The following is a 22429-nucleotide window of genomic DNA, read 5'->3' as shown; positions in this document are numbered from 1 at the left end:
TAGGCTTGGGCCTAGAGGTTTAAGGCCTCAGGGTTTTTAGAACCCTGAGGCCTTTTGCTATGCGCGGGGGGGAGGGCGAGTTTTGGGATGGGATGGCACGGTGAGCGGTGGCTGCGCGCACGGGGAAGGGGTGCACGCGATGGAAGACCCGCTAGCGATGGAGCATGGGCTAGCGATGGAAGGGTGTGGAGGAAGCTGTCCCGCGGCTAATCCAGGCGCAGGACCCGCACGGTGACAGAACCGAGGTTGTGCGAGCCCGTGATACGCAGCGTCGGGGCGTTCGCGGGGAGCTGCTCCGGAGGAACAGCCCCACGGGCGACCTTGAAGGTTGTCTCCCCGAAGGAGCCGTCGGTGTCGATGTGCACGCGGATGCCCTCCGGAACGAGGATCTTGACCTCCCCGAATGCGGCCCCCACGTCGATGGTGGTGTGGTGCGAGGCCAGGCGCGCGGCGAGAAGGTCGACAGTCACTGTTCCGGCGTGCGCTCGGATCTCCTGGTAGGCGGGCACGGTCCAGTGGTGGAGCCGGCGATCAGAGAATAGAGCCTGCACCCTGTTGTTGGGCAGGTTCTCGCCGGTGACCATCTGGTTGGCGAAGTAGGCGACCTCTTCCGGGGATCGCGTGGGTACCGCCGGGCGGTTGAAGTTGGTGAGCTTCTCCCAGAAGCTTTGCCCATTGTTCGTGGGTGCGGGCCGCTGCGTGGGCGTGCTCGGGCTCGGCGGGGCAGCGGGGGTTGTCGGGTGGCCGTAGAGTGCCGCGCGCGGGTCGAGGAAGAGGTCCGTCAGCGGCACGAGCAGCTCGCCACGGGTCTGGGCGACGATGCACTGCTGCACCCGCTCGTCGAACTCCGCGATGCTGATCTGGCCGCGGCCAAGAGCATCGTGGAGGAGAGCCTGGGCGCGGTTGCGGTCATTGTCATCGCAACGGAGGGCGTCGTCGTTCATGGCTAAGAGGATAGTTGAGTCGCGCGCTTCGCGGATACCCATGGATCTTGCGCAGCGAGCTGTGGACTCCGTCTGCAATATTCGGCTTTAGCTGCAGAAAAGTGCCCTCTGTGGGGTACTGGGCGTGGCTGCAAGCCTTGTCCGATCCCTAACCGTGCTGTGGCACCTTCACCTCACCGAAGTCGCCCGCGCAGCTCATCGACGTATTAGTTTCTTGAGCTCTCGCAGCCGTCGGAGCTGAGCAATTGCCACCGGGAATCTTCACGATCTGGGCGTTGCCGTGGTTATAAGCATCATAAGGCATGCCGTTCGCGTACCCCTGCATTGCTTCCAACCCCGCAGCGCAATCCGTGCCGGCGGTGACTGCGTATACCTTCTGGTTCACCACCGGCTCGCTGGGCTGCGAGAAATCACGAGTTTTTACCTGCCCGCAATAATCCCCAGGCTGCGTATCCGCGGGTGCGGCGTTCGGGGTCGGCTTTCCTGCTACCGGGGACGCCTCACCCTCCGATTCTCCCGCGCTCTGAGGTCGTGCCGAAGCAGTGCTTCTGTCCTGAACGGGAGGTTTTTCGGCGTCGGACGGTTGTGGCTTCCTCGAGCTACTCGAGGTTTCGGGAGCGGTGTTTGCCGTGGTCGAGGATTCGGATGCAGTGGTGCTGGTCGGAGTCGAGGGCTGTGAGGCGTTGGGGGTGTCCTCGGAATTGCAGCCGGAGAGTAGGCCGGCTGCGAGCAACGGTGCGACGATCGCGACGGCACGCGGCGAACGGTGCAAAGTTGTGCGTCCTGAGGCTGGCTGGGCGTTTCCAATACGGGTTGTGGTCATCATGGGGGAGACTGTAGCGCGCAGTGCGGACACGGGTGCCGGTTTTCCCTCACAGGAAGGTGAGGGGGCCGTAGATTATTCACCGTTGAGTCGGACGAAGATGTAGCCGCTAGACTCTTGCCCCATGGGAATCTTTTTTCGTGAGTCCAAGAAGGTCGGCCGCAACGGCCGCGTCAACGTCTCCAGTGGCGGGGTGGGCGGCTCCTACAAGCTGGGGCCGGCCCGCATCACCCAGAAGGCCAATGGGCAGCAGATGATCCGCATCCAGACCGGCATCCCGGGCCTGAATTTCACCAAGACCTTCGGCAAGAAGCGCCGTTAGGCCACGTAGCGCCCGGCGTCATCGACGTTCCGGGCCCACTGCAGGTGTAGCTCGTGCCCGAGCCTTGCGACCTCGCCCTGTAGCTCCTCAAGGTGCTGCTCGATCACCGAGCCCGGCCACAGTGTGGTGCGCATCTGCAGTTCCACGCCGTACTGCTCCGCCGCGGCGGCGGCTACCCGTAGCGAATCCCACATTCGCTCCGCGGCCCGCGGCGCCAGCCCCGTGACCGCAGCGGCATGACGGGGGAGCGCTTTAACGTCCAGCCCGATCCAATCCGGTCGTGTTTCCTCCGTGGCCAGCAAGGCGCGTAGCCGCGCGGGCGCGTACCCGCTCGTGTGCAAGCCCACCGGGAAGCCGGCAACCTTCGTGGCCGCAAGCGCTGCGGCCAGCCCGGCCGCCGCCAGTGGCTCACCACCAGAGATCACCAAACCATCCAGCATCCCTCGGCGCCGCTCCATGAGCTCCAGGGCATCCGAGAAGAGCGGTCGCCCCTCGGCTCCGCGAGTCCCACCCGAGCCTTCGCCAGCCCCGCCCAAATCTGCAGCAGGCTCGCCTCCGCCCACCACCGGGAATTCTTGCAGCTGCGCATTGTGGCAGTACACGCAGCGCAGCGGGCAACCCTGGGTGAACACGGTCGCCGTCAGTTTTCCTGGCCAGTCAGTAGCGGAAAAGGGAATCAGCCCTGCCAAGGCCAAGCGGTTGGCGTCCTGAAAAGCGGCGGAACTACGCATGCGGTCGGGCTCCAACCGCGGACGGCGAGAACTCGCCAACCTGCATCGCCACAGCCTCGCGGAAGTACTCCCGCTCGCTGAACTCGCCGCGCTTGCCGGTGTTGAAACTGCTCGTCGGCCGGAAGTAGCCCATCACGCGCGTCCACACCTCGGTATCGGCGCCACAGCTGGGGCACTGCGGGTGTTCGCCGGAAAGGTAGCCATGCTGTGGGCATACCGAGAACGTCGGGGTGACCGTCAGGTACGGCAGCTCGAAGCTCTCCAACGCCCGGCGTACCAAGGTCGCGCAGGCCTCCCCGGAGCTCATCGCGGCTCCCATGTAGAGGTGCAGCACGGTGCCGCCGGTGTACTTCTTCTGCAGTTCCTCCTGCTCGACCAGTGCCTCGAAGGGGTCCGGGGTGTGCGCCACGGGCAGCTGCGAGGAATTGGTGTAGTACGGCTGCTCTGCGGTGCCTGCCTGCAGGATTTCCGGGTAGCGTGCGCGGTCCTCGCGGGCGAAGCGGTAGGTCGCACCTTCAGCCGGGGTGGCTTCCAGGTTGTAGAGGTTGCCGGTAGCTTCCTGTGCTTCGAGGAGCCGCTCGTTGAGGTGGTCGAGTAGCCGGGTGACGAGCCCGTGGCCCTCGTGGTCGGTGATGTCGCGGGCCCCGCCGGTGAAGTTGCGAACCATCTCGTTGCAGCCGTTCACGCCGATGGTCGAGAAGTGGTTGTTCAGGCTGGGCAGCCAGCGGCTGGTGTAGGGATACAAGCCTCGTTCCATGTTCTCGGCGACGAACTGCCGTCGCCGCTCCAGCGTGTCGACCGCGAGGTCCACGAGTTCGTCGACTGCCGCGAAGAGTGCTGCTTCGTCGCCGCGGTGCAGGTAGCCGAGCCGCGCGCAGTTGATCGTGACGACGCCAATCGAGCCGGTCAGCTCGGAAGAGCCGAAAAGGCCATTGCCACGCTTCATAAGCTCGCGGAGATCCAGCTGCAGGCGGCAGCACATGGAGCGAACCATGCCCGGGTCGAGGTCCGAGTTGAGGAAGTTCTGGAAGTACGGCAGTCCGTACTTGGCGGTCATGTCGAAAAGCAACGCGGCGTTGGTGCTGTACCAGTCGAAGTCCGGGGTGATGTTGTAGGTGGGGATGGGAAAGGTGAACGGGCGGCCATCGGCATCCCCGGCGCTCATGACCTCCAGGAAGGCCCGGTTAATTATGTCCATCTCTGCTTGGAGTTCGCCGTAGGTGAAGTCCACGGGCTCGCCCCCGATGAGTGGGTTCTGTTCTGCGAGGTCGGCGGGGCAGGTCCAGTCGAAGGTGAGGTTGGTGAAGGGGGTTTGGGTGCCCCAGCGGGAGGGCACGTTGAGGTTATAGATGAATTCCTGCAGGCACTGCTTGACTTCCTCGAAGCTGAGGCTATCCAGGCGGACGAAGGGGGCCATGTAGGTGTCGAAGCTGGAGAACGCCTGGGCGCCGGCCCACTCGTTTTGTAGGGTGCCGAGGAAGTTGACGGCCTGGCCGCAGGCGCTGGAGAGGTGGCGGGGCGGATGGGAAGAGATCGCGCCCGGGACGCCGCCGAAGCCTTCTTCGAGGAGTTGGCGCAGGGACCAGCCGGCGCAGTAGCCGGTGAGGCTGTCGAGGTCGTGGATGTGGATATCGCCGGAGCGGTGGGCGGCGCCAGCCTCGGGGGCGAAGATCTCGTCCAGCCAGTAGTTTGCGGCGACCTTGCCGGAGGCGTTGAGGATGAGTCCGCCGATTGAGTAGTCCTGGTTTGCGTTGGCGTTGATGCGCCAGTCTTGGCGGTGCAGGTACTCCTCGACTGTTTCGGTGGGGTCGACGGCGACTCGCCGCTGCGCGTTGCGGGTGTGGTCTGTGCGGTGGGCTGAGGATCGAATGCTGGGTGCGGACATGGAGGCTCCTCTCGTCGGGGTGGGGATGAGCCGTGGCGGGTGGGGTTCCACCCCGGCTGGTGCCAAATAACATACGTGGAATTCCGGGCCCCGCAAGCAATGGAAGCGCAATATATAGATGGTGACGTGTCTATAATGCCCATATGTAGTGCCTACTTGTGCGTGTGGTGTGTTTGATGCGCACGTGTAGTGAGAGCGTGATCTTGGCCTCATTGGGGTGTCGAAGTGGTTCCGCAGTGCTCCCGTCATGGCTCGCCACCCCTCTCGCCTGCCTGCGACGGGAAGGTGAGCTGGGCGTTAACTGAGCATGGCCCTAAAGCCCCCTCTTCGGCTGCAATGTTGCCCGCCTGTGGTGCTAATCTCACTTGATGGCAATGTGAGCCGGAGGGAGTAGAAGTGCACGTCCGAATTCGTCAGATCGCGGGTCTCGACGGGCTGCGAGGGGTCGCGGTGGCAGCCGTGGTGCTGTACCACTTCTTCGGCGACCTTCTGCCCGGCGGGTTCATGGGCGTGGACGTCTTCTTCGTGCTCTCCGGCTTCCTGATCACGTCGATTCTGCTGCGCGAGGTCGCCCTCACCCAGGGCGTGAGCTTCCGGGTCTTCTGGAGGCGACGTCTGCGGCGCATCGCCCCGCTGGCTCTGTTCGTTCTCATCATGACGACGGCCGTGGTGGGGACGATCGGCGGCGATCTTGCGGTGAAGCTGCGCGCCCAGTTTTTGGGTACCGCGTTCTTCGTCAATAACTGGGTGCAGATCGCGAACTCTGAGTCCTATTTCGCGAAGTCGGATATCCAGGTCACTGCACACTATTGGTCGCTGGCGATTGAGGAGCAGTACTACCTGATCTGGCCGATTCTGGTCTGGTTGGTGCTGCTCGCCGTGCGGCGCAACGCAGCGCGCTTCCGCCCGCGCATGGCGGTGCTGACGGCGGTGTTGGCCGTCGCCTCCATGGTCGCGATGGCGGTGATCTTCGATCCGCAGCAGGACCCGTCGCGGGTCTACTACGGCACGGATACCCACGCTTTTGGTCTGCTGCTCGGTTCGCTGGTCGCACTGCTCCTGACCTCTCCGGTGCGTTCCCGGGTCGCGGATTCGCATCCGCGCCGCCTCAACTGGTTTAAGCATCAGCTGCTCGCGGACTGGATCCCCGCGCTGGCCTTCGTGGGACTCGTGGCGATGATGATGACCGTGCACGCGGAAAGTGCGTTCACCTACCGTGGCGGGCTGGTCATCGCCAGCCTGTTGACCTCTGTGGTCGTGATGGGGCTGGCACGCGGCGATAACGCGATCGACGAGTGGATGAATATCCGCGTGCTCCGCTGGCTGGGCCACCGCTCCTTCTCCATCTACCTGTGGCACTGGCCGATCGTGATGGTTCTGCCGGTGCTGGCCCCCAAGGCGCCCGACTGGCTCATCGGCCTCGTGGCTGTGATTCTTACCGCCCTGATCTCCGAGTGGAGCTTTAATCACATCGAAACGCCGTTCCGGCGCCACGGTTACCGCAAGACGATCAAGGGCTGGTTTAGTGGTGGAGTGATGCGCAAACTGAGTGTCGGATTCGCCGTCGTCCTCGTGGGGGCGCTGACCGCCTGCGGGCTGGCTACCGCTCCTTCGGAGTCGAGCCTGGAAAAGGACCTGAAGGAAAAGTCCGAGCGCCCGCAGAAGGCCAACGAGGAAGCAGCGAAGACCACCCCGCCGGTCCCGAAGGATGGCAGCAAGATCCCGGTTGAGGATCGCAAGATGCCTTCCGGCAACAAGATCAGCATGGTCGGTGACTCCGTGATGCTGGCCTCCGTGGACGCGCTGCAGGACAAGTTCCCGGGTGCGACCGTGGACGCAGCACAGAGCAGGCACTACATCGCGGCACTGCCGATCCTGCAGCAGATGTCGGACGCCGGAACGCTGCGCGAGTTCGTGGTGCTCGGCCTGGGCACCAATGGCCCCTCCGACGGCGCGGGGGACCCGGAGATGTTGAAGAAGATCAGGGAGGCCGTGGGCAAGGATCGCGTCATTATCTACGTGATGCCCTACGGTGACCGTGACTGGATGGCGCACGCCAACGAGGAGCTCATCGCGGAGGCGAAGAAGACCCCGAACGTTTACCTCGCGAACTGGTGCGAGGCAGCGAAGGAGAACGACGACTTCGTCGACGGCATCCACCCAGGCGAAAAGGGCGCGAAGGTCTACGCCGGCGCGGTGAAGGATGCGCTCAAGCAGTGGAAGAGCGGCAAGAAGGATATTCCACAGAGCTGCAGCATGTAGCTCGCGGTGAGGGATAAGGCGACAGCGCGGCCGGGGGGGGATGTGAGGCTGGGCTGGGGCAGTTAGCGCCAGCCAGGGTCCCCCGCAGCCGCCTACCGGCACATGCGCCTGGAGTTGCGCCCGGAATCACTTCCGAGCGCATTTGGTTTCCAGCGTTCACTGCGGTATTCTGACCGGCGTAGATTGTATTGCTCCGATGGCGCGTACCGAATGGTAAACGGCAGAGGGTGCTTAATACAGGGATCTTCGTGCCGAGTGCGCGGAGTGATACAAAACGGTAGTGGCCCCGGAAAAGAGCCCCCATTTTTTGCTGTTCAAGGGTGTTTTCGCTCAGTTCGGCAAGTGGGTGCCCCGCCAGGGGGTTCACGACATACCGAGGCTTCTGCAAGTTTAAAACCCAAAGAAGAAAGTCTATCTATGCCAACTATTCAGCAGCTGATCCGCAAGGGTCGCCACGATAAGCCGGGCAAGGTTGCGACCGCCGGCCTGAAGGGCTCCCCGCAGCGTCGTGGCGTGTGCACCCGCGTGTACACCACCACCCCGAAGAAGCCGAACTCGGCTCTGCGTAAGGTCGCCCGTGTCCGCCTGACCTCCGGCATCGAGGTCTCCGCTTACATCCCAGGTGAGGGCCACAACCTCCAGGAGCACTCCATGGTGCTCGTCCGCGGTGGTCGTGTGAAGGACCTCCCGGGTGTTCGCTACAAGATCGTCCGTGGCGCTCTGGATACCCAGGGTGTCAAGGACCGTAAGCAGGCACGTTCCCGCTACGGCGTCAAGAAGGAGAAGTAAGCCATGCCACGTAAAGGTCCAGTAGCACAGCGCCCACTCGTCAAGGACCCGGTGTACGGCGACGTCCTCGTCTCCCAGCTGGTCAACAAGATCCTGATCGACGGCAAGAAGTCCACCGCTGAGCGCATCGTCTACGGTGCCCTCGAGCAGTGCCGCGAGAAGACCGGCACCGACCCGGTCCTGACCCTGAAGAAGGCACTCGACAACGTTAAGCCGGCCCTCGAGGTTCGTTCCCGCCGCGTCGGTGGCGCAACCTACCAGGTCCCGGTCGACGTCCGTCCGGGCCGTTCCACCACCCTGGCGCTGCGTTGGCTCGTCACCTTCAGCCGCCAGCGTCGCGAGAACTCCATGGTTGAGCGTCTCGCCAACGAGATCCTCGATGCCTCCAACGGCCTGGGCGCTTCCGTGAAGCGTCGCGAGGACATCCACAAGATGGCTGAGGCTAACCGCGCCTTCGCTCACTACCGCTGGTAGTCGCTTGACCGGCTGGCCGCGGTCGCTGCGGCTAGCCCAGGCGGGAGTAGTGGGGGAGGGAAAACTCCCCCTACTCCAGACGGCCATAAAAATGGCAAAATAGAACCTGAACAGACCAATGCGGCTCGCTAGGCCTTATGCGACCAACAACCTTAAGGTCCGGGCCGCTCGACAACGATTGAGCGGAGTTTTTAACCAGTGGCACTCGAAGCACTGACCGACCTGAAGAAGGTCCGCAACATCGGCATCATGGCCCACATCGATGCCGGTAAGACCACCACCACCGAACGCATCCTCTTCTACACCGGTATCAACCGTAAGGTGGGCGAGACCCACGACGGTGCATCCACGATGGACTGGATGGACCAGGAGAAGGAGCGCGGCATCACGATTACGTCCGCCGCGACGACCTGCTTCTGGAACGACAACCAGATCAACCTGATCGATACCCCGGGTCACGTCGACTTCACCGTTGAGGTCGAGCGTTCCCTGCGTGTCCTGGACGGCGCTGTTGCTGTCTTCGACGCGAAGGAAGGCGTTGAGCCGCAGTCTGAGCAGGTCTGGCGCCAGGCTGATAAGTACGACGTCCCGCGCATCTGCTTCGTCAACAAGATGGACAAGCTGGGTGCGGACTTCTACCACACCGTGCAGACCATCATCGACCGCCTCGGCGCGAAGCCGCTGGTCATGGAGCTGCCGATCGGCGCTGAGGACAACTTCGAGGGTGTTGTCGACCTGCTGCAGATGAAGGCCCTGATGTGGCCAGGCGTCGTTGCCGCAGGCACCGAGCCGACCATCGAGGAGATCCCGGCTGACCTGCAGGAGAAGGCTGAGGAGTACCGCGAGAAGCTGATCGAGGCTGTCGCGGAGTCCGACGAAGAGCTCATGGAGCGCTACTTCGCCGGCGAGGAGATCACCGTCGACGAGATCAAGAAGCAGATCCGTCAGCTCACCATCAACGGCGAGGCATACCCGGTCTTCTGTGGTACCGCCTACAAGAACAAGGGCATCCAGCCGATCCTGGACGCCATCATCGACTACCTGCCGAACCCGATGGACGTCGGCTCGATCAAGGGCTTCGACCCGAAGGACCGCGAGGTTGAGCGCAACCGCAAGCCGTCCCGCGACGAGCCGTTCTCCGCGCTGGCGTTCAAGGTCGCTGTTCACCCGTTCTTCGGCAAACTGACCTACGTCCGCGTCTACTCCGGCTCCGTGGAGACCGGCGACAAGATCGTCAACTCCACCAAGGAAAAGCCGGAGCGCGTCGGCAAGCTGTTCCAGATGCACTCCAACAAGGAGCAGCCGGTTGACCGCGCATCCGCTGGTCACATCTACGCCTTCATCGGCCTGAAGGACACCTCCACCGGTGACACCCTGTCCGACGCCGCTAACCCGGTCGTTCTCGAGGACATGGACTTCCCGGACCCGGTCATCGAGGTGGCTATCGAGCCGAAGACCAAGTCCGACCAGGAGAAGCTGGGTACCGCCATCCAGAAGCTCGCGGAGGAGGACCCGACCTTCACCGTGAAGCTGGACGAGGAGACCGGCCAGACCGTCATCGGCGGTATGGGCGAGCTGCACCTCGACGTCCTGGTGGACCGCATGAAGCGCGAGTTCAAGGTCGAGGCAAACGTTGGTGCTCCGCAGGTTGCTTACCGCGAGACCATCAAGAAGCCGGTCGAGAAGCTCGAGTACACGCACAAGAAGCAGACCGGTGGTTCCGGTCAGTTCGCTCGCGTCATCATCGCTCTGGAGCCGCTGGAGCCGGAGGAGGGCTCCGAGGAGACCTACGAGTTCATCGACGAGGTCACCGGTGGCCGTATTCCGAAGGAGTACATCCCGTCGGTCGACCAGGGTATCCAGGACGCCATGCAGTACGGCTACCTCGCTGGCTTCCCGCTGGTGAACATCAAGGCCACCCTGCTGGACGGTGCTTACCACGAGGTTGACTCCTCCGAGATGGCCTTCAAGCTGGCTGGTTCCATGGCTCTCAAGGAGGCCGTGGCGAAGGCTAAGCCGGTTCTGCTGGAGCCGATGATGGCCGTGGAGATCATCACCCCTGAGGAGTACATGGGTGAGGTCATCGGTGACGTCAACTCCCGCCGTGGCTCCGTGTCCTCCATGGAGGACCGTTCCGGCGCGAAGGTCGTTAAGGCCCGCGTCCCGCTGTCCCAGATGTTCGGCTACGTTGGCGACCTGCGTTCCAAGACCCAGGGCCGCGCCAACTACTCCATGATCTTCGACTCCTACGCTGAGGTTCCTCAGAACGTGGCCGAGGAGATCATCGCCGAGCGCACCGGCAAGTAGTTCCCGATGCGGGGTGGGCTAGCTGCTAGTGCTAGCTAGCCTCCCGACGTCGAGGTTCTGCACCTTTAAGCCCGCCCGGGTGTGGTCCACGCGAGTGGAACCGCGCGAAACCTGGGCAAACACCAACCCCGCACCTGCGGGGTGGGGTAGGGGCTTGCACGTCGCACCATCGAAGTTTTTAAAGTACTTCACATTTGAGTATGATGCGGTGTGCTGGCCGTTACCCACTTGGAGAGCCTTAAGAGTTCTTCAGGGTGGCTGAGATCAAGCGCCAGCGCGTCTGGTTGCTGATTTCAGGACAGTATGTAATCGGCATAATAAATTTCGGTTTGTCAGCTACCTGCCTTTAAGAGGTAAAATGGTGAACCGGAGAAGTAAATCAATGTGGCTGCGAGAGTCGTAGCCACCGAGAAGTCCAGGAGGACACTAAGTGGCGAAGGCAAAGTTCGAGCGCACAAAGCCGCACGTAAACATCGGTACCATCGGTCACGTTGACCACGGTAAGACCACCACGACTGCTGCGATCACCAAGGTTCTGCACGAGACCTACCCAGAGCAGAACAAGGCCTTCGCCTACGACGCCATCGATAAGGCGCCGGAGGAGAAGGAGCGCGGCATCACGATTAACATTTCTCACGTCGAGTACGAGACTGAGAAGCGTCACTACGCACACGTCGATGCCCCGGGCCACGCTGACTACGTCAAGAACATGATCACCGGTGCTGCTCAGATGGACGGCGCCATCCTGGTTGTTGCTGCAACCGATGGCCCGATGCCGCAGACCCGTGAGCACGTTCTGCTGGCTCGCCAGGTCGGCGTTCCGTACATCCTCGTTGCACTGAACAAGTGCGACATGGTTGACGATGAGGAGCTCCTCGAGCTCGTCGAGATGGAGGTCCGCGAGCTGCTGGGCGAGCAGGGCTTCGACGAGGAGGCTCCGGTCGTCCCGATCTCCGCACTGGGCGCCCTGGAGGGCGAGCAGAAGTGGGTCGACTCCATCCTCGAGCTGATGAAGGCTTGCGACGAGTCCATCCCGGACCCGGAGCGCGAGACCGACAAGCCGTTCCTGATGCCGGTTGAGGACATCTTCACCATTACCGGTCGCGGCACCGTCGTTACCGGCCGTGTTGAGCGTGGCGTCCTGAACCTGAACGACGAGGTCGAGATCCTGGGCATCCGCGAGAAGTCCACCAAGACCACCGTCACCTCCATCGAGATGTTCAACAAGCTGCTGGACACCGCAGAGGCTGGCGACAACGCTGCACTGCTGCTGCGTGGTCTGAAGCGTGAGGACGTCGAGCGTGGCCAGGTCGTCGCTAAGCCGGGCGCTTACACCCCGCACAGCGAGTTCGAGGGCTCCGTCTACGTCCTGTCCAAGGACGAGGGCGGCCGTCACACCCCGTTCTTCGACAACTACCGTCCGCAGTTCTACTTCCGTACCACCGACGTCACCGGTGTCGTTTCCCTGCCAGAGGGCACCGACATGGTCATGCCGGGCGACAACGTTGAGATGAGCGTCAAGCTGATCCAGCCGGTCGCAATGGACGAGGGCCTGCGCTTCGCTATCCGTGAGGGTGGCCGCACCGTTGGTGCTGGTCGTGTGACCAAGATCAACAAGTAATACTGCTTCTTTAAGCGGTTGACTTGCCGCTAGCCCCTAGGGGCCGGCGGGAAGCTTGAACCCCCGGAGCTTCGCTTCTCAGCGAGCTACCGGGGGTTCCTTGCGTCTAAGGGGGCGGGGCTACTTGCCGGTCTTGAAGCGCTTTGTGGCGCGGTTGAGGACGTCCTGAGCGGTCTTCTCGACCCTCTGCTTCACCTTGGGTGGGACCTTGGACTCGTAGAGGCCCTGGCCCTTCTCCCTGAGCCACTTGCCGCCCTTCTCGCCTCGCTCGACGAGGTAGTCCGCGGTTGAGACGACGGGGTCCGCGTAGCGCTCTGCGAACTGGATGGCCTGTTCTGCGGCCTTCGGGTCGATGAAGGAGGGGCGGTGCTCCTGGAGCTGTTCCCGCAGGGCTGCGCTGAACGCGGTTTTGCGCTCCCAGCGCTCGTCGAGCTTCTTGAGTTCCGCGATGAGGGCCTCGTTGGACCCGCCGTGGTCCGGGTGGTGTTCGCGGACGATGGCGCGGCGCGCCTTGACGTACTCCGGGTTCTTGCGGAAGCTCTGGTTGCCGCCGGTGTTGCGGGCCTGGTTGGCCATGGAAGCCTCTTCTCGGTGGTTGTGTGCCCTTGTTGGGTGCTTTGGAGCCCTGGTAGCGTGCTGGCGCTACCGGGCTGGCTCTGACGCTGCCGTTCCTTGTCGGTCTGTGTGTGCAATGCCTTTCAGGTTATCGCAGTTGGGGGCTCGTGTGGGTATAGAAAAGCCCACCCCCTCCGCCGGATGGTCCGGGGGAGGGGGTGGGCCGGGGTGTTAACTGCCCGTTGTGCCTAGAGCGTTGCGCTCGGCGGGTGAGGGGCTGTTAAGCGTTGATGCCGTTTTAGGCGAACAGCTTGCGGGAAGCTGCGAATGCGCCAGCTGCAACCATTGCGACGACTGCGAGTGCAGCCAGGCCGCGTGCGGCAGCGTTGGAGCCGGTCTCGGCTGCGATACCACGGTCGGTAGCTGCGGCGTCTGCGCCCTCAGCCAGCTGACCGCCCTGTGCGATGACCTCGTCCTTGTTCTCGCCGAGCAGCTTGTCGGAAGCAGCCTTCTCCTCAGCGGTCGGGTCCTCGTTCTTGCGACCCTCGTCCGGGGTGTAGGTCTGGCCGTCCTTCATCAGGTGGTAAACGATGCCACCGATGATCAGGGCTGCCGGCAGAGCCAGCCAAGCCAGCTTCTTCTTGTCACCGTCCTTGTCGCCTTCCTGCTGCTTCTTCCAGATCTCGAGGGCTTCCTCGACAGTCAGGGTGTCGGAAGGGTCGTTCTCGTTGACGTACAGGCCGTCACCGTTGTACTCGTAACGGTTGCCGTCCTTCGTGACGTCGAGCGGGATCTTCTGAGCCTCTGGGGCCTCCCCGTTCTCGCCAGGGGTGTCCTCGCCAGGGGTGTCCTCGCCAGGGGTGTCCTCGCCCGGAGCTGGGGCCTCCGGGTCCTCGTTCTCAGCCTGCTGCTGCTCCCAGATCTCCTGAGCCTGCTTCTCGGTCAGGTTCGGGCCGGGCTCGCCAACGAAGCCCTCGACAGGCTTGTACTCGCCGTTAGCCTGCTTCTGGTACTTGACACCTTCAACGGTGAGCTCGGCAGGTGCAGGAATCTGAGCCTGTGCGACGGTTGCGCCACCGACGGCCAGGGCGCCTGCCATGACGGCGGCGGTCAGAGTGCGTGGAAAACGCTTCATGATCTCTCCTTGAAAGAAATTGGTGTTGCGTAATGCCAAACATCGGAGGCGGCATCAACAGTGTCAACTATAAGCGCTTCCTTAACTCTCGCAACAAATTGTGCACACGCAATGAGAAAAACCCTCAAAAAGGGGTGGAATTCTCAGCTTGTCATTACTCCGCTTCTTGGGGTGCTTGCTCCTCCGCGCCCTTGTCCACCGTCGTGGAGGTCCCCTGGAACTGCCAGCCCACCACCGCATTGCGAACGGCCGGGGCGAGCAGGTTCGCCGGCTGAATGCAGCTGATCGTCAGCAGTCGGCCCGGCATGGGGCCCTCGCCCCAAATCTCCGGGCTTTGTGAGAGCCCCTCCTTCTCCGGGTCGTGGAGGTCGGTGGCGGAGTATACGAGCCAGGTGTCGCCGGAGGCCTGGGTGCGCAGATAGAGCTTGTCACCGATGCTGACCTTGTGCTTATCCTTCGCGCCGTCGTAGAGGTCGTTAAACACGGCTGGGACGCCCGCGCCCGTGTGACCCGTGATGACCACGATATCCTTGGCATTCGTGCCGGGCAGGGAGTACGGCTTGTCCTCCGAGGTATAGGTGCAGGCCTTATCCATCGTGTCTGGATTGATCGCGCCGTCCTTCACTCGGCACGGACCCTCCTCGAAGGTGGCGTGCATCTTCAATGCGGGTACGTACATCTCGATCACAGGGGAGGGATCGATGGGGGGCGACTGCTCTGCGACTACTTCGTTATTCTCCAAGTCCTCCGGAGGGGAGAACCCGCCCGAGGGCCAGAGTGCAAACACGAGCACCAGGGCTAGTGCGGCGGCACCGAGCTTGAGCCACATCGGCTTCTTCTTGCCATCGCGCGAAGAGGTCTCCCGCCAGGCAGAGCTAAGCTGCGGTTCTGGCCGCCGGTGCTGAGCCCTCTCTTCATCCCGGCGGGCGCGGCGCTGCTGAACAGCGGCCATCTCCGGGCCAAGTGTGCGACCCTGCCTCGGGCCGCGGTGCCCATGGTCACGGCTACTGGACGTCGCGGTGCGCCGACGAGGAGTCGAGCCTCCTGGCTGGCCATCCCTGCGGTAACGAGGTTGCTCCCCTTCAGGGCGTGGGCGGCGCTGGCGCCGAGCGCCCGGTTGCCCGTGAACGGGGGCTAGCGGCCGGCGCCGCTGGGGTTCGCCCTGCGGACGTGGACGGCGCTGGCCCGGCGGAGTGGGGCGGCCCCCTTCTGATGCCTGGGGGCGGGGACGGCGCTGCGGTTGGCCCTGGCGTGAACGGGGAGTGCCGGCCTCTTCCTGGGAAAGCGGGCGGCGGCGCTGGGGCCCACCCTGCGAGCCGGGGCGTTGTTCACCTTCCGGCATCGGCCGACTGCCGCGTGGCTGCTGCGCACGAGCGCGCGGGCGCGGGTGAGAGCCTTGAGCGGCGCCATGGTCTGCGTAGCGAGGGCCGCGGGTTGATCGCTGCCCTGCCTCCCGCTCCGGCGCCGGTGTGTTCGCGCGCCGGTAAGACGGCGGCTGCGGGCCGCTCTCATCGGACTGCGGGGAACGTGGGGCAGGCAGCGGGGATCTCCTAGGATCCGAGGGGCGCCGACGGGGATCCATAGAATCGCTCACTGTTTTGCCCTCCTTATATATAAGGTGTCAGCAACGATCACGCCTGAAACCTCTACGAGAAAACTATGTGGCGATTCTAATGCGTGTTGCACATGCTGTGTTAAAGCTACCGTCGTGCGCGGCCCACCGTGAACGAGCCAACGTGGACTCAGAAAAATAAATTTGGCCTCACGCGTTCGATGTGGTTGAATACTTGACGTTGCTTTAACACGGCACATGAGGCCATGCGTGCTTGATTAAGCCTAACCGGAACTGATCAGGATAAAACGCCCAGCCAAGAAGGTGCTGATGGTGAAGCGAGCATGAACCAACACAGTGGGGGATAGCTCTGCTGTGCGGTACTTCGCGCGGGAACGGCGACACGCCCGACCGCGGGTGCCGGAGTGGGACATGGTAAATGAACAGCGGCAGTAAGCATAAGGAAAGAACCTTTTGCCTCCTCTGCGTCCACAACTGCAGATAACCAGCAGTATTTAGGCGCATGAGCACTAGTCCCCACGCGGGGAGGGTCTCTTCCAACACACAGTGTGTGCTTTGTTAACAACGCAAACGCGATCGTTTACCACCCCGACCGGTGCAACGAAGTGAACAGAGAAGACACTGAGCAAACTGGCGTCTGGACCAGGCCCCACGGCCGGACAGCGTTAAGACAAGAAAAGAAGCGTGTTCGCTCACAAGCTCGACAGCAGGTCGAGAACGTGGGCACGCTGAGGAAGAGGACAAGCGTGGCGGGACAGAAGATCCGCATCAGGCTCAAGGCCTACGATCACGAGGCAATCGACGCTTCTGCCAAGAAGATTGTTGAGACGGTCACTCGTACCGGCGCCCGTGTAGTCGGCCCGGTGCCGTTGCCAACTGAAAAGAACGTTTACTGCGTCATCCGTTCGCCGCACAAGTACAAGGACTCGCGCGAGCACTTCGAGATGCGTACTCACAAGCGCCTGATCGACATTCTCGACCCAACCCCGAAGACCGTTGATGCCCTCATGCGCATCGACCTTCCGGCAAGCGTCGACGTCAACATTCAGTAAGCCTGAGTCGAGTCTGAATACAGCAGCTTAAAGGCAGCGGAGAACAAAACTATGAGTGATATTGAGATCAAGGGCATCCTGGGCAAGAAGCTCGGCATGACCCAGATCTTCGATGACGAGAACCGCGTCGTACCGGTCACCGTCGTCGAGGCTGGGCCTTGTGTCGTAACCCAGGTGCGCACCAAGGACATCGACGGCTACGAGGCCGTCCAGATCGCATTCGGTGAGATCGACCCACGTAAGGTCAACAAGCCTGAGTCTGGCCACTTCAAGAAGGCCGGCGTTACCCCTCGTCGCCACGTCGCCGAGATCCGCGTCGCGGATGCTTCCGGCTACGAGGTCGGGCAGGACGTAACCGTCGAGATCTTCAACGAGGTCGACTTCGTGGACGTCACCGGCACCTCCAAGGGTCACGGCTTCGCCGGCGGCATGAAGCGCCACGGCTTTGCCGGCCAGGGTGCAGCACACGGTAACCAGGCAGCGCACCGTCGCGTCGGTGGTATCGGCGGAGCCGCTACCCCGGGTCGCGTCTTCAAGGGCAAGCGCATGGCAGGTCGCATGGGCAACAACCGCGTGACCATGCAGAACCTGAAGGTTGCCAAGGTCGATACCGATTCCAACCTGCTGCTCATCAAGGGCGCAGTTCCGGGTATCAACGGCGGCATCGTCGTTGTCAAGACCGCAGTGAAGGGCGGTGCTAAAGCATGAGCAATCTGAAGCTTGATGTACATACCGCTGATGGTAAGACCAACGGCAGCGTAGAGCTCCCAGCATCCATCTTCGATGTTGAGGCGTCCGTCGCGCTGATGCACCAGGTCGTTACCGCTCAGCTCGCAGCGAAGCGCCAGGGCACGCACGCAACCAAGGGTCGCGGCGAGGTCCGTGGCGGTGGCCGCAAGCCATTCCGCCAGAAGGGCACCGGCCGCGCACGCCAGGGCTCCATCCGCGCACCACACTTCACCGGTGGTGGCACGGTCCACGGCCCGCAGCCGCGCGACTACTCCCAGCGCACCCCGAAGAAGATGAAGGCCGCCGCACTGCGCGGCGCCCTGTCTGACCGCGCACGCCACTCCCGCATCCACGTGATCGAGGAGCTCGTGCCGGGCCAGATCCCATCCACCAAGTCTGCACGTTCCTTCCTGGAGCGTCTGACCGAGCGCAAGCAGATCCTGGTCGTCCTCACCCGTGAGGACCTGACCGCTCGCAAGTCCGTCGCTAACCTGCCGAACGTGCACGCACTGCCGGCAGACCAGCTGAACACCTACGACGTTCTGTACGCAGACGACGTCGTGTTCTCTGTCGAGGCACTGGACGCCTTCATCAAGGCCGCAAGCGGCGCCAACAAGGCCGAGGACCAGAACACGAAGGAGGAGGCTAAGTGAGCAACAAGGTTGTAGATCCTCGCGACGTCATCATCGCTCCGGTCGTGTCTGAAAAGTCTTACGCCCTGATGGAGCAGAACGTTTACACGTTCCTCGTCGCACCAACGTCCAACAAGACCCAGATCAAGATTGCCGTCGAGCAGATCTTCGGCGTGAAGGTCGCCAGCGTCAACACCGCAAACCGTGAGGGCAAGCTCAAGCGCACCCGCTACGGCTACGGTCGTCGCAAGGCCACCAAGCGCGCCATGGTGACCCTGGTCGCCGGCAGCGATCCGATCGACATCTTCGGTGGCACCGTCGCGTAAGCGGCGGCAAACCGACAGGTAAAGAGGAAGCAAAAGTATGGCTATTCGTAAGTACAAGCCGACTACGCCGGGTCGCCGCGCGAGCTCCGTCTCCGAGTTCAGCGAGATCACTCGCTCCACTCCAGAGAAGTCTCTGCTGCGCCCGCTGTCGAAGACCGGTGGCCGCAACGTTCACGGCCACATCACCACCCGTCACAAGGGTGGCGGCCACAAGCGTCGCTACCGCGTGATCGACTTCCGTCGTAACGACAAGGACGGCGTGGTCGCAAAGGTCGCTCACATCGAGTACGACCCGAACCGCACCGCAAACATCGCACTGCTGCACTACCGCGACGGCGAGAAGCGCTACATCATCGCCCCGCGCGGCCTGAAGCAGGGCGCACTGGTCGAGTCCGGCCCGAACGCAGACATCAAGGTTGGTAACAACCTGCCGCTGCGTAACATCCCGGCCGGTACCACCATCCACTGCGTCGAGCTGAAGCCAGGCGGCGGCGCCAAGATGGCCCGCTCCGCTGGTGCCTCGATCCAGCTGCTGGGTAAGGAAGGCAAGTACGCAGTCCTGCGTATGCCGTCCTCCGAGATCCGCCGCGTCGACATCCGTTGCCGTGCAACCGTCGGCGAGGTCGGTAACCAGGAGCAGATCAACATCCGCTGGGGCAAGGCCGGCCGTATGCGCTGGAAGGGCTGGCGCCCGACCGTCCGCGGTGCTGCTATGAACCCGGTCGACCACCCGCACGGTGGTGGTGAGGGCCGCACGTCCGGTGGCCGCCACCCAGTGTCCCCATGGGGTCAGCTGGAGGGCCGCACCCGCCGCCCGAACCGTCCGAGCGACAAGATGATTGTCCGCCGTCGCCGTCCCAACAAGAAGCGCTAAGAGGAGGTAGCAGAGAATGCCACGCAGCCTTAAGAAGGGCCCATTCGTTGACGAGCACCTCCTCAACAAGGTGGATGCTCAGAACGAGAAGGGCACCAAGCAGGTCATCAAGACCTGGTCCCGCCGCTCGACTATCTTGCCCGACTTCATCGGTCACACCTTCGCCGTCCACGACGGTCGCAAGCACGTGCCGGTGTTCATCGATGACTCGATGGTTGGTCACAAGCTGGGCGAGTTCGCACCGACGAAGACCTTTAAGGGTCACGTCAAGGACGACATGAAGGGTCGTCGATAATCATGACTGAAACTGTGAATTCCGCACGCGCCACCGCGCGTTTCGTGCGCGTCAGCCCGATGAAGGCACGCCGCGTGATCGACCTGGTCCGCGGTAAGTCCGTCGAGGACGCCCTGGCGATCCTGAAGTACGCCCCGCAGGCTGCTTCCGAGGACGTCGCCAAGGTTGTTGCCTCCGCAGCGGCTAACGCAGAGAACAACTTTGGTCTGGATCCGCGCACCCTGGTCATCTCCGAGGCATACGCCGACGAGGGCCCGACCATGCGTCGTTTCCGTCCGCGCGCTCAGGGTCGTGCTTTCCACATCCGTAAGCGCAGCAGCCACATCACCGTGGTAGTCGAGAGCCAGAAGGGAAGTGCTCAGTAGTGGGCCAGAAGATTCAACCCCACGGCCTCCGGCTGGGTATCACCTCCGATTGGCGGTCCCGCTGGTACGCCGACAAGCAGTACGCTGACTACCTTGCCGAAGACATCAAGATCCGCGAGTTCCTCTCCGAGGGCCTCGAGCGCGCCGGCATCGCGAACGTGGTCATCGAGCGCACGCACGACCGTGTGCGCGTCGACATCCACACCGCACGCCCGGGCATCGTGATCGGCCGTCGTGGCTCCGAGGCTGACCGCATCCGCGGCAAGCTCGAGAAGCTCACCGGCAAGCAGGTCCAGCTCAACATCCTCGAAGTCAAGAACGTTGATGCCAACGCTCAGCTGGTGGCTCAGTCCATCGCCGAGCAGCTGGTCAACCGTGTTGCATTCCGCCGCGCTATGCGCAAGGCAATCCAGGGTGCAATGCGTCAGCCACAGGTCAAGGGCATCAAGGTTGTCTGCTCCGGTCGCCTGGGCGGCGCGGAGATGGGTCGCACCGAGCGCTACCACGAGGGTCGCGTTCCGCTGCACACCCTCCGTGCCGAGATCGACTACGGCACCCACGAGGCTCACACCACCTTCGGCCGCATCGGCGTCAAGGTGTGGATCTACAAGGGTGACGTCGTCGGCGGTCGCCGCGAGTCCCTGATGAACGCTCGCGACGAGCGCCCGTCCCGCGGTGGTCGCCGTGAGCGCCCGCGCCGCGGTGGTGCACGCCGCCAGCGCGCCGAGAAGAAGCAGGAGGGCTAAGAACAAATGCTTATCCCCAAGCGCGTTAAGTTCCGCCGCCAGCACCGCCCGAACCGTAGCGGTATGTCCAAGGGCGGCAACCGTGTGACCTTCGGCGACTACGGCCTGCAGGCCCTGGAGCCGACCTACATCACGAACCGTCAGATCGAGGCTGCACGTATTGCCATCAACCGCCACATCAAGCGTGGTGGCAAGGTGTGGATCAACATCTTCCCGGACCGTCCGCTGACCCAGAAGCCGCTTGGCGTGCGTATGGGTTCCGGTAAGGGCCCGGTCGAGAAGTGGGTCGCCAACGTCAAGCCTGGCCGAATCCTGTTCGAGATGTCGTACCCAGATGAGCAGACCGCGTTGGAGGCTCTGCGCCGCGCCGGCGCGAAGCTGCCATGCAAGGTGCGCATCGTGAAGAAGGAGGATCAGTTCTAATGGCTACTGGTATCCCAGCCTCTGAGCTCCGCGAGCTCAGCAACGAGGAGCTGACCACCCGCCTGAAGGAGAGCAAGGAAGAGCTGTTCAACCTTCGCTTCCAGATGGCGACCGGCCAGCTGACCAACAACCGTCGTCTGAGCGTTGTCAAGAAGGACATCGCTCGCATCTACACGGTCCTGCGCGAGCGCGAGCTCGGGCTGTCGACCAACCCTGGTGGTGACGCAGCATGAGTGAGGCTAACGTGAACAAGAAGGAAAAGGGCCAGAAGAAGGTCCGCACCGGCTACGTGGTCTCCGACAAGATGGCTAAGACCATCGTCGTCGAGCTGGAGGACCGCAAGCAGCACGCCCTGTACGGCAAGATCATGCGCACCAACTCGCGCGTGAAGGCACACGACGAGAACGAGACCGCAGGCGTGGGCGACCGCGTCCGCATCATCGAGTGCCGCCCGCTGTCCAAGGACAAGCACTTCCGTCTTCACGAGATCGTGGAGAAGGCTAAGTAATATCCTTGGGTAAGGGTCAGTCCTAGCCCCGCCACCCCGGGGCTAGGGCAGAACCCTCAAACACCCCCGTGTTCGGTTGAACTGCTCCCCATTAGTTGGACTGAGAAATCAGTTATCGACTAGTGGGGAGCAGTTTTCATTGAGAGCACGAAGTTCGCTGAGCGAATATCAGCGCGAGCAGTTGGTGGAGTGTTTCGAGCGGGGCATGGGGTACCGAGCAGCTGCGAACATGGTCGGGGTCTCGACAAGCGCAACACGCGACCTCTATCGTCGGTTTCAGCTGCATGGCAGGCTATGTCTTGTGGAGAAACCGACAAAGCAGCAGTATTCGTTCGACATCAAGAAGGAAGTTGTCCAGCGCCACCTTGCCGGTGAGACAAAGATGGATCTTGCCCGTGAGTTTGGCCTATCGTCAGACCAACTCGTCAAAGATTGGTCTTGGAAATGGCGCAAAGGCGGCGATGAGGCGTTGAAGCCGAAGCCGAAGGGCAGACCCAAAGGCTCGGCTGCACCGAAGCGGCTTACAGAAGAAGACAAGCTGCGCCGTCACATCGCACGGTTGGAAGCGGAAAACGCCTACTTAAAAAAATTGCGGGACTTGAGGAATCAGGGACGCGCCTGAAAGTTCAGGCGATCGTCATCCTCAAGTCACACCACCGCCTGGAGCACCTCCTAGAGGCAGCTGGTATCCCACGGTCGACGTTCTTCTACCACCAGAAACGCCTCAACAAACCGGATAAGCACGCAGCACTCAAAGCCGCGATCCGGGAAAGCTTCGAACGGAACAAGCATCGCTACGGCTATAGGCGAGTCCTACTTGACCTGCGCAACCAAGGCTGGGTGGTCAACCACAAACTCGTGTACAAACTCATGTGCGAGATGGGGCTTCGAGCCAAGATCCGCCAGCGCAGGCCATATGTTTCCTACACCGGGACGATCAGCCACATCGCTGACAACACACTTGACCGCAGGTTCACCCCGGATAAGCCGAATACCGTCTTTGTCAGCGACGTCACCGAGTTCAGGGTCCAAGGCCGCAAGGTGTATTTGTCACCGGT

At 62.6% G+C, this 22429-nt stretch carries 24 protein-coding genes and 1 pseudogene; 18 read left to right on the top strand and 7 right to left on the bottom strand.

Annotation, left to right across the window (positions count from 1 at the left end):
• Positions 1 to 206: 206 nt before the first annotated feature.
• Together QP997_RS08885 and QP997_RS08880 are read right to left on the bottom strand one after the other, a co-directional pair.
• Positions 207 to 944, bottom strand: a complete 738-nt coding sequence (locus QP997_RS08885) for a DUF1707 SHOCT-like domain-containing protein (RefSeq protein WP_148792192.1) — start codon at positions 942 to 944, stop codon at positions 207 to 209.
• A 148-nt stretch (positions 945 to 1092) separates the two neighbouring features.
• Complete coding sequence (locus QP997_RS08880; protein ID WP_149122000.1) at positions 1093 to 1329, bottom strand: hypothetical protein; 237 nt, start codon at positions 1327 to 1329, stop codon at positions 1093 to 1095.
• Positions 1330 to 1891: 562 nt separating this feature from the next.
• Between QP997_RS08880 and QP997_RS08875 the strand changes: the two genes are divergently transcribed.
• Positions 1892 to 2089, top strand: coding sequence for a DUF4236 domain-containing protein (locus QP997_RS08875; RefSeq protein WP_015381224.1), 198 nt, complete (start codon positions 1892 to 1894; stop codon positions 2087 to 2089).
• On the opposite strand, the gene QP997_RS08870 is transcribed toward QP997_RS08875, so the two are convergent.
• Positions 2086 to 2820 carry a radical SAM protein gene (locus QP997_RS08870; protein ID WP_012359565.1) on the bottom strand — a complete coding sequence of 245 codons (735 nt, stop codon included), beginning with the start codon at positions 2818 to 2820 and terminating at the stop codon, positions 2086 to 2088. The genes QP997_RS08875 and QP997_RS08870 overlap by 4 nt on opposite strands.
• Positions 2813 to 4705, bottom strand: coding sequence for a ribonucleoside triphosphate reductase (locus QP997_RS08865; RefSeq protein WP_284846906.1), 1893 nt, complete (start codon positions 4703 to 4705; stop codon positions 2813 to 2815). The genes QP997_RS08870 and QP997_RS08865 overlap by 8 nt, the downstream gene beginning before the upstream one ends.
• Before the next feature lie 396 nt (positions 4706 to 5101).
• Here QP997_RS08865 and QP997_RS08860 point away from each other — a divergent pair, with 396 nt between their 5' ends.
• From QP997_RS08860 to tuf, 5 genes are all read left to right on the top strand, one after another.
• Entirely contained in the window at positions 5102 to 6967 is a 1866-nt protein-coding gene (locus QP997_RS08860) for an acyltransferase family protein (protein WP_284846905.1), read from the top strand.
• Positions 6968 to 7384: 417 nt separating this feature from the next.
• The gene (gene rpsL, locus QP997_RS08855; RefSeq protein ID WP_070758476.1) at positions 7385 to 7756 is read left to right on the top strand and encodes a 30S ribosomal protein S12; all 372 of its coding nucleotides are present in this window, start codon (positions 7385 to 7387) and stop codon (positions 7754 to 7756) included.
• 3 nt (positions 7757 to 7759) lie between these two features.
• Positions 7760 to 8230 (top strand): 30S ribosomal protein S7, encoded by a 471-nt coding sequence (gene rpsG / locus QP997_RS08850; protein WP_070758475.1) that lies wholly within the window; start codon positions 7760 to 7762, stop codon positions 8228 to 8230.
• A gap of 198 nt (positions 8231 to 8428) precedes the next feature.
• Positions 8429 to 10537, top strand: a complete 2109-nt coding sequence (fusA, locus tag QP997_RS08845; RefSeq protein ID WP_070761044.1) for an elongation factor G — start codon at positions 8429 to 8431, stop codon at positions 10535 to 10537.
• Between the two features lie 430 nt (positions 10538 to 10967).
• Positions 10968 to 12158: an elongation factor Tu gene (gene tuf, locus QP997_RS08840; RefSeq protein ID WP_284846904.1), complete on the top strand. Its 1191-nt coding sequence runs from the start codon at positions 10968 to 10970 to the stop codon at positions 12156 to 12158.
• A gap of 120 nt (positions 12159 to 12278) precedes the next feature.
• Here tuf and QP997_RS08835 read toward each other — a convergent pair whose 3' ends face one another.
• From QP997_RS08835 to QP997_RS08825, 3 genes are all read right to left on the bottom strand, one after another.
• Entirely contained in the window at positions 12279 to 12734 is a 456-nt protein-coding gene (locus QP997_RS08835) for a hypothetical protein (RefSeq protein WP_284846903.1), read from the bottom strand.
• 277 nt (positions 12735 to 13011) lie between these two features.
• Positions 13012 to 13848 (bottom strand): hypothetical protein, encoded by an 837-nt coding sequence (locus QP997_RS08830; protein ID WP_284846902.1) that lies wholly within the window; start codon positions 13846 to 13848, stop codon positions 13012 to 13014.
• A 154-nt stretch (positions 13849 to 14002) separates the two neighbouring features.
• Positions 14003 to 14800: a sortase family protein gene (locus tag QP997_RS08825; RefSeq protein WP_284846901.1), complete on the bottom strand. Its 798-nt coding sequence runs from the start codon at positions 14798 to 14800 to the stop codon at positions 14003 to 14005.
• A gap of 1367 nt (positions 14801 to 16167) precedes the next feature.
• Between QP997_RS08825 and rpsJ the strand changes: the two genes are divergently transcribed.
• The 12 genes and pseudogenes from rpsJ to QP997_RS08765 form a co-directional block, all read left to right on the top strand.
• On the top strand, positions 16168 to 16473 hold the full coding sequence (rpsJ, locus tag QP997_RS08820; RefSeq protein ID WP_010120790.1) for a 30S ribosomal protein S10: 306 nt from the start codon (positions 16168 to 16170) through the stop codon (positions 16471 to 16473).
• Positions 16474 to 16524: 51 nt separating this feature from the next.
• Positions 16525 to 17181, top strand: coding sequence for a 50S ribosomal protein L3 (rplC, locus tag QP997_RS08815; RefSeq protein WP_012359575.1), 657 nt, complete (start codon positions 16525 to 16527; stop codon positions 17179 to 17181).
• Positions 17178 to 17855: a 50S ribosomal protein L4 gene (rplD, locus tag QP997_RS08810; RefSeq protein WP_070758469.1), complete on the top strand. Its 678-nt coding sequence runs from the start codon at positions 17178 to 17180 to the stop codon at positions 17853 to 17855. Before rplC ends, rplD begins: the two co-directional genes overlap by 4 nt.
• Positions 17852 to 18160: a 50S ribosomal protein L23 gene (gene rplW, locus QP997_RS08805; RefSeq protein WP_070758468.1), complete on the top strand. Its 309-nt coding sequence runs from the start codon at positions 17852 to 17854 to the stop codon at positions 18158 to 18160. Before rplD ends, rplW begins: the two co-directional genes overlap by 4 nt.
• A gap of 37 nt (positions 18161 to 18197) precedes the next feature.
• Entirely contained in the window at positions 18198 to 19034 is an 837-nt protein-coding gene (gene rplB, locus QP997_RS08800; RefSeq protein WP_012359578.1) for a 50S ribosomal protein L2, read from the top strand.
• A gap of 16 nt (positions 19035 to 19050) precedes the next feature.
• Positions 19051 to 19329, top strand: coding sequence for a 30S ribosomal protein S19 (gene rpsS, locus QP997_RS08795; protein ID WP_012359579.1), 279 nt, complete (start codon positions 19051 to 19053; stop codon positions 19327 to 19329).
• Positions 19330 to 19331: 2 nt separating this feature from the next.
• Complete coding sequence (gene rplV, locus QP997_RS08790) at positions 19332 to 19694, top strand: 50S ribosomal protein L22 (protein ID WP_012359580.1); 363 nt, start codon at positions 19332 to 19334, stop codon at positions 19692 to 19694.
• A complete protein-coding gene (gene rpsC, locus QP997_RS08785) occupies positions 19694 to 20440 on the top strand; it encodes a 30S ribosomal protein S3 (protein ID WP_012359581.1) in 747 nt (248 codons plus the stop codon). Before rplV ends, rpsC begins: the two co-directional genes overlap by 1 nt.
• A gap of 6 nt (positions 20441 to 20446) precedes the next feature.
• Complete coding sequence (rplP, locus tag QP997_RS08780; RefSeq protein WP_070758467.1) at positions 20447 to 20863, top strand: 50S ribosomal protein L16; 417 nt, start codon at positions 20447 to 20449, stop codon at positions 20861 to 20863.
• The gene (rpmC, locus tag QP997_RS08775; RefSeq protein WP_012359583.1) at positions 20863 to 21096 is read left to right on the top strand and encodes a 50S ribosomal protein L29; all 234 of its coding nucleotides are present in this window, start codon (positions 20863 to 20865) and stop codon (positions 21094 to 21096) included. Before rplP ends, rpmC begins: the two co-directional genes overlap by 1 nt.
• On the top strand, positions 21093 to 21371 hold the full coding sequence (gene rpsQ / locus QP997_RS08770; protein ID WP_015381237.1) for a 30S ribosomal protein S17: 279 nt from the start codon (positions 21093 to 21095) through the stop codon (positions 21369 to 21371). The genes rpmC and rpsQ overlap by 4 nt, the downstream gene beginning before the upstream one ends.
• Positions 21372 to 21510: 139 nt before the next feature.
• Positions 21511 to 22429 (top strand): annotated as a pseudogene (locus tag QP997_RS08765) (IS3 family transposase); the annotation flags it as partial.

Origin of the sequence: Corynebacterium sp. MSK039 (genome assembly GCF_030232315.1) — a bacterium.
Lineage (GTDB): Bacteria > Actinomycetota > Actinomycetes > Mycobacteriales > Mycobacteriaceae > Corynebacterium.
Note: the sequence above shows the minus strand (reverse complement) of the source record. Positions and strands in the feature narration are given on the sequence as shown.